Source organism: Stenotrophomonas sp. GD04145 (assembly GCF_029835135.1).
GTDB classification, from domain to species: Bacteria; Pseudomonadota; Gammaproteobacteria; order Xanthomonadales; family Xanthomonadaceae; genus Stenotrophomonas; species Stenotrophomonas maltophilia_P.
Map to the genome: position 1 here is coordinate 50,387 of NZ_JAODZG010000016.1, position 12,298 is coordinate 62,684.

Here is a 12,298-nt window from a genome sequence, read left to right on the forward strand (position 1 = left end):
CGCTTACCTCGCCATCCTGGCGACTGGGCAATAGGAAAACACACCATGGTCAAGATTCGACTGACCCGCGGCGGCGCCAAGAAGCGTCCGTTCTACCACATCATCGTCACCGACGTGCGCAGCGCGCGCGACGGCCGCAACATCGAGCGCGTTGGCTTCTACAACCCGGTCGCCCAGGGCGCCGAGAAGCGCATCGAGCTGGATCTGGCCCGCGTTGACCATTGGGTCAAGAACGGCGCCCAGCCGACCGACAAGGTCCGCAACCTGATCAAGGAAGCGACCAAGTCCCAGGCCGCTGCGGCCTGATCCTGACGGGCCACGCTCCGGCGTGGCCCTCCTGGTTGAAGCAGATGAAAGATATCGAGCGCCGCATCCTGCTGGGCAGGATTGTCGGCGCTTTTGGTGTGCGCGGCGAGATCAAGCTCGAGTCCTGGACCGAGCCACGTTCCGCCATTTTCCGTTACCAGCCATGGATCGTGCGCAGTCCGTCCGGCGTGGAAACCACGATTGAAGGTGTGCGTGGTCGCGACAGCGGCAAGCACCTGGTCGCGCGTTTCCCCGGCGTCGAGGACCGTGACGCGGTCGAAGCCATGCGTGGCACCGAGATCTACGTGCCGCGCAGCGCGCTGCCGCCGCCGAATCCGGATGAATATTACTGGGTCGACCTGGAAGGCCTGGACGTGAAGACGACCGAGGGCGTTGCCCTGGGCCAGGTCTCGCACCTGTTCAGCACCGGCGCCAACGACGTGGTGGTGGTCCGTGGCGACCGCGAGCGGATGATCCCGTTCGTGCTGCCGGACTTCGTCGTTTCGGTGGACTTCGAGGCGAACCTGGTCGTGGTCGACTGGGATCCCGAGTTCTGAGCATGCGTTTCGACGTCATCACCCTGTTCCCCGAGTTCCTCGCCCAGTCTGCTGGACTAGGCGTGGTCGGGCGCGCGCAGGAGAAAGGGTTGTTCAGCCTTCACGGCTGGAATCCCCGTGATTACGCCGAAGGCAACTACCGCCGGGTGGACGACCGTCCCTTCGGCGGTGGCCCGGGCATGGTGATGCTGATCGAACCGCTGCAGGCCTGCCTGCAGGCGATCCGCAATGCCGATCCGACCCCGGCCAGGGTGATCTACCTCAGCCCGCAGGGGGCGCCGTTGACCCAGGCCAAGGTCCGTGAACTGGCGGCGCTGCCGCGCATGGTCCTGCTCTGTGGGCGCTACGAGGGCATCGACGAGCGCTTCCTGGAAGCCAATGTCGACGAGGAGATTTCCCTCGGCGACTACGTGCTGTCCGGCGGCGAGCTGGGCGCAGCGGTCATCATCGACGCCGTGGCCCGCCTGCAGGAGGGGGCCCTGAACGACGCTGAATCGGCGGCACAGGACAGCTTCGAGGGCGACCTCGGCCTGCTCGACTGCCCGCATTACAGCCAGCCGGCCCAGCACCCGCTGGGGGACGTGCCGGAGGTGCTGCGCTCGGGCAACCACGCGGCCATCGCCGCCTGGCGCCGCCAGCAGTCCCTGGTCCGTACCGCCCAGCGGCGCCCGGACCTGCTGGATGAACAGGCGCTGGGCAAGACCGACCGCAAACTGCTGGAGCAGGGCCGTCAGGCCCGGAAACAAAAGGCCAGCCCCTAGCGCAGGGCTGGCGTTATCGGCTATCATGGCCAATTCCCGCCGGCCCCGGCTGGCGTGCGCAGTACCCAAAACAAACGTGCAGCACAGTCCGGTGACTGCATGAGCCTATGTTGTCGAATCGACACGCCCACCCGAACAAGAATCGGTGTAACCCATGAGCAAGCTGAACAAGTCCATCGTCGCGGAATTCGAATCCGCCCAGATCACCCGCGAACTGCCGAAGTTCAGCCAGGGCGACACCGTTGTCGTCAACGTGAAGGTGAAGGAAGGCAACCGTGAGCGCGTGCAGGCCTACGAAGGCGTTGTGATCGGCACCAAGAATGCCGGCCTGAACTCCTCGTTCACCGTCCGCAAGATCTCGCACGGCTACGGCGTCGAGCGCGTCTTCCAGACCCACAGCGCCATCATCGACTCGGTCGAAGTGAAGCGCCGCGGCAAGGTCCGCGCCGGTAAGCTGTACTACCTGCGTGGCCTGGAAGGCAAGGCTGCCCGCATCAAGGAAGACCTGGCTGCCGCTGCGCAGGCCAAGGCTGCCCGTCTGGCCGAAAAGGCCTGATAGACAACTCCGGTTGTTGCCGCGACGGCCGCCTTCGGGCGGCCGTTTGCGTTTGTGCTCCTGCATCCGCTAGGTTCGTGCGATGAACAAGAACGACCTGCGCTATCCCGACCGCATCCGCGCGGCGCTTCGTCTGCTGGACGACAAGGGGCTGCCGCGCGCGCAGTCCGCACCGTTGCTGCATCGGACGCTGTGGCGGATGGGCGTCGCTGTGCCGCCGCCGATCCTGGCCGGTTTCCGCATCAACGCGCTGTTGCAGGGGCTGCTGTTCGGCCTGTTCTGGTGCGCCCTGATGTGGCTGCTGCTGTGGCAGGGCGGTGAGCGTCCACTCGGCCTGCTGCTGGGTGCCGGATTGCTGGCGGGCGGCCTGTTCGGTGTGGTGATGGCGCTCCTGATGCGCTCGCTTCAACGCCAACGACAGCTGCCCGAATGGCGCCAGTTCCTGGCCTCGCTGGCGGACTGAAGCGATGGCGCAGTGCGCCGTGACCGCAGGCTGCCGATGGCGCTAGTCTGCGGCTTCATTCCCATGCATGCGCCGTGCGATGCCTTCCAAGCGAGCCGCACCTTCCACTGCACCCCGGCTCCTGTCCGGGGGAAATCCGCAGATCGCCAAGGGCGAGGGTAATGCGCCGGTGCAGGCGTACATCGCCGCCATGCCGGACTGGAAGCAGCCCATCGGCGCACGCCTCGACGCACTGATCGGCCAAGCCGTGCCCGGCGTGCACAAGGCGGTGAAGTGGAACTCGCCGATGTACGCGGTGGCCGCCGATGCCGGCTGGTTCCTCAGCTTCCATTGCTTCGCCCGTTACATCAAGGTTGCGTTCTTCCGCGGCGCGGCCCTGCAACCGATGCCACCGGAGCCGTCCAGAAGCGCCGATACCCGCTACCTGCACATCACGCAGGAGGGCATGCTGGATGAAGCGCAGTTCCTCGAGTGGGTCCGCCAGGCCGCTGCATTGCCCGGCGAACGCATGTAAGCCCGCCATTCCGGACGTTCCGCCGACGAGAGCACACGATGACCACGCATGCACCGAACCCCGACGACGCCGGAACACCCGCGGCCGCACTGATCGATGCGCGCATCGCGGAACTGGGTGACTGGCGCGGTGAAACGCTGGCACGCGTTCGGGCGCTGATCCATGAAGCGCTGCCGGAGGTGCAGGAAACCTGGAAATGGCGGGGCACACCGGTATGGGAGCATCACGGCATCCTGTGCACCGGTGAGACCTACAAGCAGGCAGTGAAGCTGACCTTCGCCCAGGGCGCGGCCTTGCCGGACCCGAAGCGCCTGTTCAACGCCAGCCTGGAAGGCAACACGCGGCGCGCGATCGACATCCATGAAGGCACCATGCCCGATGCCACGGCGTTCAAGACCCTGATGCGCGCGGCGGCCAAGCACAACGCCGCGAAGAACAAGCGGTAGCACCGGGCCATGCCCGGCGCTACCGGGTCACGGCATCCGGGTCCGCCACCGGTGACGGTGGGCAGGCGGGAATCTCCGACGGTGTGGCAATCGCCTCGGCCTTCGCGGGTGTGCTGATCATCTTCGCCTTGCGCCATCCCCCCCAGCGGTAGTACGCCAGCGACAGCAGCATCGACACCAGAGAACTGACCGGGAAACTCAACCAGATCGCATCTGCGCCCCAATAGGGCTGCAGCAGTTCGGCGAACGGAACGCGCACGCCCCACAGTGAAGCGGCCAGGATCAGCAGCGGTGGAATCACCGCACCCGTCGAGCGCACCACGCCGGAAATCACAAAGCTCACGCCGAAGAACAGGAACGAGCCAATCACCACATGGTTGAGGTGGCGCGCGATCTGCAGCGACTCGCTCCCCTGCGGCAGGAACAGGGCCAGCGAGTATTGGTCCAGCAGCACCAGCGGCAGGATCAACGCACCGGTCAGCAGGAAATTGAACAGCACGCCCTTGCGTGCGGTGCCGCGGACGCGATCCCACTGCTGGGCACCCACGTTCTGTGCGGCCATCGTGGAACAGGCCGCGCCGATCGCCATCGCCGGCATCTGCACGTAGTTCCACAATTGCAGCGAGGCGCCATAGGCCGCTGCGGTTTCGGTGCCGTACTGGTTGACCATGGTCATCAGCAGGATCACCGACAGCGAGATCAGCACCATCTGCAGGCCCATCGGCACGCCTTTGACCACCAGTGCCTTGAGGATGGTCAGGTCCAGCTTGAACAGGCGCATGTCGGCCCGACCCAGCCACAGCGTGTGGCGCTTGTGCCGCATGTACAGCAGCAGGCCGCCCAGCGAGAGGGTCTGCGACACCAGCGTGGCCCAGGCCGAACCGGCGATGCCCAGCTCCGGGAACGGACCCATGCCGAAGATCAGTACCGGATTCAATGCGATGTCCAGCATGACCGACAGCAGCAGGAAGCGGAACGGCGTACGCGAGTCACCGGCACCGCGCAGTGCGGCGCTGAGGAAGGCAAAGGCATACAACGTCGGCATTGCCAGGAAGATGATGCGCAGATAGGCCTCGGCCAGTGGCAGCGAGGCCGCCGGCGTGCCCATCGCCGCCAGCAGCGGATGGGCCATGAACCAGCCGGCGATGGCGATGATCGCCGACAGGCCGATGAAGAACGTGGCACTGGTGCCGACCACGCGCCGTGCCTGGGCGATATCCCGTGCACCGATGGCCTGGCCGATCAGGATGGTGGAGGCCATGCCGAAGCCGAACACCGAACCGATCAGGAAGAACATGATGTTGTTGGCGTTCGCGGTGGCAGTCAGTGCCGCTTCGCCGAGGAAGCGCCCGACCCATACCGCGTTCACCGAACCGTTCAGCGACTGCGCGATGTTGCCCGCCAGGATCGGCAGCGAGAACAACAGGAGATTGCGGCCGATCGGGCCGGCGGTCAGGTCAAGCGGCGCTTTGGCCATGGGGTGGTGATCGAATCCCGGGAGGCGCACACTAGCACCAAGCCGGTTCGCGGGATGTGGCAATGCATCAACGACAGCAGGTGAGGTCGATGACGTTGGCCTTGATTGGCGGCCTGTTGGCCGCATGTTCGTCGGGAGACCGGCTGGGCGATACCCAGGTGCGGCCGACCGACCGCCCCGAATGTCTGGTCGGCAGCCAGCGCCAGGATCTCGCTGCCGGAGCACCGACCCTGATCGGGGGCAGCGGCTGCCGCACCGACCCCGACAATCCGCGCCCCCTGAACAAGCGAACGGAGTAGTACCTGCCGATGCCTGAGCTTTCCCCGCTGTCGCCCAGTGTCCGCCTGGACATCTGGTTGTGGGCGGCCCGTTTCTTCAAGACCCGCAGCCTGGCCAAGCAGGCCATCGAAACCGGCAAGGTCAGCGTGGCCGGTCAGCGACCGAAGTCCTCGCGCGCGGTGCGCGTGGGTGAGCACCTGCAGGTCGATCGCGGCGAGGAGCATTTCGAGATCCAGGTGATGGGCCTGAGCGACCAGCGCGGGCCTGCCCCGGTCGCGCACCAGCTGTATGCCGAGAGCGAGGCCTCGAAGGCACGGCGCGCCGAGCAGCGCGCACTGCGCATCGCCGCGCGCGACGGCTTCCAGCCACCGGAGCACAAGCCGGACAAGCGCGCGCGGCGTCTGATCCGCGCGCTGGGCGACATCGACGCGCTGTAACGCGAACGCCCCCGAGGCAGCGCCGGGCCATGCCCGGCGAGCCCTTCAGTGGTAGCGCCGGGCCATGCCCGGTGGGCCTTCCGACAGCAGCGCCGGGCCTGCCGGTGATCAGCCGTGCAGGTCGTAGCGGTCCAGCTCCATCACCCGGGTCCACGCCGCGACGAAGTCCTGCACGAACTTCTTCTCGCCGTCTGCACTGCCATAGACCTCTGCCAGCGCACGCAGCACCGCATTGGATCCAAATACCAGATCAGCACGGGTGGCGGTCCAGCGTGCGGCGCCGTCGTTGCGGCTGCGGCCTTCGTAGGTTTCACGACCGGTGGCCTTCCACTGCGTGCCCATGTCCAGCAGGTTGACGAAGAAGTCGTTGCTGAGTGTCCCGGGCCGATCGGTGAAGACGCCGTGCGCGCTGCCATCGGCATTGGCACCCAGTACGCGTAGGCCACCGATCAGCACGGTCAGCTCCGGGGCGGTCAGCGTCAGTAGTTGCGCCCGGTCGATCAGCAGCGCTTCGCCCGGAACGCTGTAGGCGCCCTTGAGGTAGTTGCGGAATCCATCGGCCGCCGGTTCCAGCACCGCGAACGATTCCACGTCGGTCTGTTCCTGGCTGGCGTCGGTACGGCCCGGCGTGAACGGTACGCTGATGTCGTACCCACCGGCCTTGGCGGCCTGTTCGATGCCCACGCCACCGGCCAGCACGATCAGGTCGGCCAGCGACACCTGCCTTTCACTGCCGGCATTGAACCCGCTCTGCACCTTTTCCAGTGCGGCCAGCACCTTGGCCAGACGGGTGGGCTGGTTTACTGGCCAGTCCTTCTGCGGTGCCAGGCGGATGCGCGCACCATTGGCGCCGCCCCGCTTGTCCGAGCCACGGAAGGTGGAGGCCGATGCCCAGGCCGTGGAGACCAGTTCAGGGACGCTCAGGCCGCTTGCGGCGATCGCCTGCTTCAGCGTGGCCACGTCCTTGGCATCAATGAGCGGGTGCTTTGCGGCCGGCAGCGGATCCTGCCAGATGAACTCTTCGGCCGGCACTTCCGGCCCCAGATAGCGCGCGCGCGGCCCCATGTCGCGATGGGTCAGCTTGAACCAGGCGCGCGCGAACGCATCGGCAAACGCCTGCGGATCGGCCAGGAAGCGGCGCGAGATCTTTTCGTAGGCGGGATCCATGCGCAGCGACAGATCGGTGGTCAGCATGGTCGGGCGGTGCTTCTTCGAGGCGTCGTGCGCATCGGGAATGACCGCTTCGGCATCCTTGGCCACCCATTGATGCGCGCCGGCCGGACTCTTGGTCAGTTCCCATTCGTACTTGAACAGGTTCTCGAAGAAGTCATGGCTCCACTGCGCAGGGGTACGGGTCCAGGTGACTTCCAGGCCACTGGTGATGGTGTCGCCGCCCTTGCCGCTGCCGAAGCTGTTGGCCCAGCCCAGGCCCTGGCTCTCCAGATCGGCCGCTTCAGGCTCCTTGCCGACGTTGTCGGCCGGGCCGGCGCCATGGGTCTTGCCGAAGCTGTGCCCGCCGGCGATCAGCGCCACCGTTTCTTCATCGTCCATCGCCATGCGGCCGAACGTGTCACGGATGTCATGTGCAGCCAGTACCGGGTCAGGATTGCCGTCGGGGCCCTCGGGATTCACATAGATCAGGCCCATCTGCACTGCGGCCAGCGGGTTCTCCAGCTTGCGCGAATGCACGTCGCCATCGGCATCGTCATCGGACACCAGCACGCCGTGGGATTCCACCACGCCTTCGGAGCCGTGCTTGTAGCGCACGTCACCGCCCAGCCATGTGGTTTCGCGGCCCCAGTACACATCCTGATCCGGTTCCCAGGTATCGGGACGGCCACCGGCGAAGCCAAGTGTCTTGAAGCCCATCGACTCCAGCGCGACATTGCCGGTCAGGATCAGCAGGTCGGCCCAGGAGATGGCCTGGCCGTACTTCTGCTTGATCGGCCACAGCAGGCGTCGCGCCTTGTCCAGGCTGACGTTGTCCGGCCAGCTGTTGAGCGGAGCGAAGCGCTGCTGGCCGCGGCCGCCGCCACCGCGGCCATCACCGATGCGATAGGTGCCGGCGCTGTGCCACGCCATGCGGATGAACAGGCCGCCGTAGTGACCGAAATCGGCCGGCCACCAGTCCTGCGAGTCCGTCATCAGTGCTTTCAGGTCTGCCTTCAGCGCGGCATAGTCCAGGCTCTCGAACGCCGATGCGTAATCAAAGCCGGCATCGAGCGGGTTGGAGCGCGCGGAATGCTGGTTGAGCAGGTCCACGCGCAGCTGGTTCGGCCACCAGTCGCGGTTGGTCGTCGCGTCACCGACGACGGCATGGTTGAAGGGGCACTTCGCTTCGCTTTTCATGGGTCTCTACCTGTGGACTGGCGAAAGGTGGAATCGGGGGAGGCCCGACCCACATTAGGTGGCGCCTGTGGATCGGTAAATTCGATTGATTCAACCAATGCGATAGTGGCTGTCTATTAGGTCCGGGGCTTGTACGGGTGTGTGCGATCAGCGCTTGAGCAACCCCGAGCCGAGCTTCAGCAGGTCGCTGGCCCCGAACTGGCCGTCGCCGTCCTGATCGAGCACCCCGCCCAGCATGCTGCCGATGCCGCCGGACTGCTGCGCCTCCTGGCCGAGGGCGCTGCTGAGTTCGCTGGCGTTGCCCTGCTGGGCGAAGCGCTGGGCCAGGAAGGACATGACGATGGGCGCAAGGATCGCCAGCAGCTTGCCGGAGGTGCCGCTGTCCAGCCCGGTCCTCTGGCCAAGCACCTGCGCGGCCTGCGGCTGCTGGCCACCGAAGATGTGGCCGAGGATGCCGGCCCCATCGGTGGCGCCGCTGCCGCCGCCACCCATCACTGCGCCGAGGATGCTGCCGAGGTCGAAGCCGCCACCCCCGCCAGTGCCCAGATGATCACGCTGCAGCGCGTTGAGCAGGGACTGCGCGCCCTGCGGCTCGCTGGCGTTCTGGCCCATCGCGCCCAGCAGCAGCGGCAAGGCGCTGCCCACCGCCTGGGTGGTCTGGCTGCTGTCCAGGCCGAGCTGCTGGGAAACCTGCTGCAGGCCTTGCCCCTGCTGCAGCTGCTGGAAGAGGGATGCGGCGAGGGATTCGGTGTTCATGGCGGTCTCCGTTCTGTGAAGGAAGGACCGCCCGAGCATAACGCCGCCTGCACGACGGAAATGCGAAGGCCGCCGGGCGCAGGCTTCGCTCTGCCCCGGGGAGCGGGAGGGGGGGGCCGGCGTTGCGCCGGTCCCATGCCGGTTACAGCAGTGCCTTCAGCCGATATAGCGCTTCGAGCGCCTGTTTGGGCGTCAGTTCGTCCGGATCGATGGTGGCCAGCGCCTCCTGCGCCTTGCTGGACGGGGCGTTGAACAGGCCGAACTGCTGCGGGGCATCCAGCGCCTGAGGGGCCAGCTCCGCCGCATGGCTCTCGCTGCCCCGTTGTTCCAGTTCGGCCAGGCGCCGCCGCGCCTGTGCCACGGTCGATCGAGGCAGGCCGGCCAGCGCGGCCACCTGCAGTCCGAAGCTGCGGTTGGCCGGGCCGTCTTTCACAGCGTGCATGAACACCAGCGCTTCGCCATGCTCGACCGCATCCAGGTGCACGTTGGCGATACCGCTGCGGCCGCCCTCGTGCTGCTCGTCGGCCAGCGCGGTCAGCTCGAAGTAGTGGGTGGCGAACAGCGTGTAGCAGCGGTTCTCATAGGCGAGGTGGCGGGCCACCGCGTCGGCCAGGGCAAGGCCGTCATAGGTGGAGGTGCCGCGGCCGATCTCATCCATCAGCACCAGCGAATGTGCGCTGGCGTGATGCAGGATGTAGCTGGTCTCGGCCATTTCGACCATGAAGGTCGACTGCCCGCGGGCGAGATCGTCGCCGGCGCCGATGCGGGTCAGGATGCGGTCGATCGGGCCGATCACGGCGCGGCTGGCCGGTACGAAGGAGCCGATGTGGGCCAGAAGCACGATCAGTGCATTCTGCCGCATGTAGGTGGATTTACCGCCCATGTTCGGGCCGGTGATGACCAGCATCCGGCGGTCCGGGTGCAGGTCCAGATCGTTCGGCTCGAAGGGCTGCTCGCGCACGGCTTCCACGACAGGGTGACGGCCGCGCTCGATCTTCAGGCAGGGTGCCGTTTCCAGTTCCGGGCGCGACCAGTCCAGTGCCTGCGCGCGCTCGGCGAATGCGGCCAGCACATCCAGTTCGCTCAACGCGGCGGCACACTGCTTCAGCGGCTCCAGCTGTGCACCCAGCGTGTCCAGCAGCTGCTCATACAGGAACTTCTCGCGCGACAGCGAGCGGTCGCGCGCGGACAGTACCTTGTCCTCGAACGCCTTCAGTTCTTCGGTGATGTAGCGCTCGGCATTGGTAAGAGTCTGGCGGCGCGTGTAGTGCACCGGTGCGCGGTCGGCCTGGCCCTTGCTGATCTCGATGTAATAGCCGTGCACACGGTTGTAGCCGACCTTCAGTGTGGCAATGCCGCTGCTTTCCCGCTCGCGCCGTTCAAGGTCGACCAGGAACTGGTCGGCATTCGTGGACAGGCGTCGCAGCTCATCCAGCTCCTCGTCGAAGCCATCGGCCAGCACGCCGCCATCGCTGAGCTTCAGCGGCGGCATTTCAGCGATGGCACGCGCGAGCAGCTGCGCGCAGTCGTCATGCTCGCCCAGCGCGGCGTACAGCGCCTGCAGGCGTGGCGAGTCCAGCGGCGCCAGCACGTCGCGCACCGCAGGCAACAGGCCCAGGCCATCGCGCAGTGTCGAGAAATCGCGGGGGCGTGCCGAGCGCAGGGCGACGCGGGTGAGGATGCGCTCGAGGTCACCCAGGCGACGGAACTGTTCGCGGATGTCGCCATCGCTGCCGCGATCGATCAGCGTCGCTACCGCATGGTGGCGCTGTACCAGCACCTCGCGCAGGCGCAACGGGCGATGCAGCCAGCGACGCAGCAGGCGGCCGCCCATCGGCGTGACGGTGCTGTCGAGCACGCCCAGCAGGGTGTTGCGGGTATCGCCGTCGACCCGCGTATCCAGCTCCAGGTGGCGGCGGGTCGCAGCGTTCATGGCGATCGCCTCGCCGGCGGTTTCCATCGCGATCGAGGTCAGGTGCGGCAGGCGCTGCTTCTGGGTTTCTTCGACATAGCCGAGCAGGGCGCCTGCGGCGGCCGTGGCGCGTGGCTTGTCGTCGATGCCGAAGCCGCTCAGGTCATGCAGCTTGAAGAAGGCCAGCAGCTGCCGACGACCGCTGTCCGCATCGAACAGCCATGGCGCGCGGCGACGCACACCGCTGCGCTGGCGCAGGAAGTCCGGCCAGTTCTCCTCGTCCGGCACCAGCAGCTCGGCCGGCTCCAGGCGCGCCAGCTCGGCTTCCAGCGCGTCGTCGGTGTCGACTTCGTTGACCAGGAAGCGGCCACCGGCGAGGTCGGCCCAGGCCAGGCCGTAGCCCTGCCGGGTGCGCGACAGGGCCATCAGCAGGGTGTCGCGGCGTTCGTCGAGCAGTGCTTCGTCGGTGACCGTACCGGGGGTGACGATGCGGACCACCTTGCGCTCGACCAGCCCCTTGGCCAGGGCCGGGTCGCCGATCTGCTCGCAGATCGCCACGGATTCGCCCAGCGCCACCAGGCGTGCCAGGTAGCCCTCGTAGGCATGCACGGGCACACCGGCCATCGGAATCGGGGCGCCGCCGGAACTGCCGCGCTGGGTCAGGGTAATGTCGAGCAGGCGTGCAGCCTTGCGTGCATCGTCGTAGAACAGCTCGTAGAAGTCGCCCATGCGGAAGAACAGCAGCAGATCCGGGTACTCGGACTTCGCTGCGAAGAACTGCTTCATGAGGGGCGTGTGTTCGGCGGACTTGTCTTTGGACATGGGCTCGTGAATCAGAGAGCATCCGGCCGCGCCATCAGGCTGCGGCGGCGGAGCAGGCAGGGCCGTCCATGGTAACTGGAAGGGGCGGAGGACGCCTGGATGAGGCAGCACGATTGTCCGCGCGGCAGGCATGGCGATGGGTCGTCGTAATGAGCCGCGAGTCTTTCATGAACGACGCATGGCCGATGAAGTCCTGATGACACCGATTTCACTCGTAGTTGCCAGCGGCAGGCGGAGACTGGACCCATCCCGGAAGACAGGAGCTGGCCATGAAGACCTCGACCCGACTGCTCGTGCTGGGCACCCTGATGGCGGCATCGTCGATGGCGGGTGCGCAGACCTACGGGCCCCGCGATGAAGGCCGCAAGTTCAACGACGGCAGCCGTGTGGAATGCAGGAACGTTGAAGTCCAGCGCAACTCGCGCGATCCGAACCGCATTGCCGGTACGGCCACAGGTGCGGTGGTGGGCGGCCTGCTGGGCAACCAGGTGGGCGGCGGCAATGGCAAGAAGCTCGCCACCGTCGCCGGTGCAGTCGCCGGCGGCGGCGCCGGACGACAGATCCAGGGCAACCACCAGCAGAAGACCGGCGATCGGGTGGTGGAACGTCGCTGCGAGCGCGTCTACCGCTGATCGCCGTTTTCCCCTTCCACGTAGTGATGCA

The 12,298-nt window shown here is 66.7% G+C and carries 14 protein-coding genes; 10 read left to right on the forward strand and 4 right to left on the reverse strand.

Annotated features, from left to right (window positions below; all coding sequences use genetic code 11):
* Window positions 1-45: 45 nt before the first annotated feature.
* From rpsP to N7367_RS10510, 7 genes are all read left to right on the forward strand, one after another.
* The gene (gene rpsP, locus N7367_RS10480) at window positions 46-306 is read left to right on the forward strand and encodes a 30S ribosomal protein S16 (protein ID WP_005415733.1); all 261 of its coding nucleotides are present in this window, start codon (window positions 46-48) and stop codon (window positions 304-306) included.
* A 44-nt stretch (window positions 307-350) separates the two neighbouring features.
* Entirely contained in the window at window positions 351-863 is a 513-nt protein-coding gene (rimM, locus tag N7367_RS10485) for a ribosome maturation factor RimM (RefSeq protein ID WP_053518968.1), read from the forward strand.
* Between the two features lie 2 nt (window positions 864-865).
* On the forward strand, window positions 866-1,624 hold the full coding sequence (gene trmD, locus N7367_RS10490) for a tRNA (guanosine(37)-N1)-methyltransferase TrmD (protein WP_053518966.1): 759 nt from the start codon (window positions 866-868) through the stop codon (window positions 1,622-1,624).
* A gap of 154 nt (window positions 1,625-1,778) precedes the next feature.
* On the forward strand, window positions 1,779-2,180 hold the full coding sequence (gene rplS / locus N7367_RS10495) for a 50S ribosomal protein L19 (protein ID WP_053518963.1): 402 nt from the start codon (window positions 1,779-1,781) through the stop codon (window positions 2,178-2,180).
* Between the two features lie 82 nt (window positions 2,181-2,262).
* The gene (locus tag N7367_RS10500) at window positions 2,263-2,643 is read left to right on the forward strand and encodes a DUF6404 family protein (RefSeq protein ID WP_279942336.1); all 381 of its coding nucleotides are present in this window, start codon (window positions 2,263-2,265) and stop codon (window positions 2,641-2,643) included.
* A 79-nt stretch (window positions 2,644-2,722) separates the two neighbouring features.
* Complete coding sequence (locus N7367_RS10505; RefSeq protein ID WP_279942337.1) at window positions 2,723-3,157, forward strand: DUF1801 domain-containing protein; 435 nt, start codon at window positions 2,723-2,725, stop codon at window positions 3,155-3,157.
* A gap of 38 nt (window positions 3,158-3,195) precedes the next feature.
* Window positions 3,196-3,603 (forward strand): DUF1801 domain-containing protein, encoded by a 408-nt coding sequence (locus tag N7367_RS10510; RefSeq protein ID WP_053518959.1) that lies wholly within the window; start codon window positions 3,196-3,198, stop codon window positions 3,601-3,603.
* A gap of 19 nt (window positions 3,604-3,622) precedes the next feature.
* Here the strand turns inward: N7367_RS10510 and N7367_RS10515 are convergent, their stop codons facing one another.
* A complete protein-coding gene (locus N7367_RS10515) occupies window positions 3,623-5,080 on the reverse strand; it encodes an MATE family efflux transporter (RefSeq protein ID WP_279942338.1) in 1,458 nt (485 codons plus the stop codon).
* A 62-nt stretch (window positions 5,081-5,142) separates the two neighbouring features.
* On the opposite strand from N7367_RS10515, the gene N7367_RS10520 reads away from it, so the two are divergent.
* Window positions 5,143-5,379, forward strand: coding sequence for a hypothetical protein (locus N7367_RS10520; protein ID WP_053518955.1), 237 nt, complete (start codon window positions 5,143-5,145; stop codon window positions 5,377-5,379).
* A 9-nt stretch (window positions 5,380-5,388) separates the two neighbouring features.
* Window positions 5,389-5,796 carry an RNA-binding S4 domain-containing protein gene (locus tag N7367_RS10525; protein ID WP_053518953.1) on the forward strand — a complete coding sequence of 136 codons (408 nt, stop codon included), beginning with the start codon at window positions 5,389-5,391 and terminating at the stop codon, window positions 5,794-5,796.
* Window positions 5,797-5,904: 108 nt separating this feature from the next.
* Here N7367_RS10525 and katG read toward each other — a convergent pair whose 3' ends face one another.
* The 3 genes from katG to mutS all read right to left on the reverse strand — a co-directional run bounded on the left by katG (window position 5,905) and on the right by mutS (window position 11,635).
* Window positions 5,905-8,145 (reverse strand): catalase/peroxidase HPI, encoded by a 2,241-nt coding sequence (katG, locus tag N7367_RS10530; protein WP_279942339.1) that lies wholly within the window; start codon window positions 8,143-8,145, stop codon window positions 5,905-5,907.
* Window positions 8,146-8,292: 147 nt separating this feature from the next.
* On the reverse strand, window positions 8,293-8,901 hold the full coding sequence (locus tag N7367_RS10535; RefSeq protein ID WP_279942340.1) for a DUF937 domain-containing protein: 609 nt from the start codon (window positions 8,899-8,901) through the stop codon (window positions 8,293-8,295).
* 142 nt (window positions 8,902-9,043) lie between these two features.
* The gene (gene mutS, locus N7367_RS10540) at window positions 9,044-11,635 is read right to left on the reverse strand and encodes a DNA mismatch repair protein MutS (RefSeq protein ID WP_279942342.1); all 2,592 of its coding nucleotides are present in this window, start codon (window positions 11,633-11,635) and stop codon (window positions 9,044-9,046) included.
* 269 nt (window positions 11,636-11,904) lie between these two features.
* On the opposite strand from mutS, the gene N7367_RS10545 reads away from it, so the two are divergent.
* A complete protein-coding gene (locus N7367_RS10545; RefSeq protein WP_279942343.1) occupies window positions 11,905-12,267 on the forward strand; it encodes a glycine zipper 2TM domain-containing protein in 363 nt (120 codons plus the stop codon).
* Window positions 12,268-12,298 lie beyond the last annotated feature (31 nt).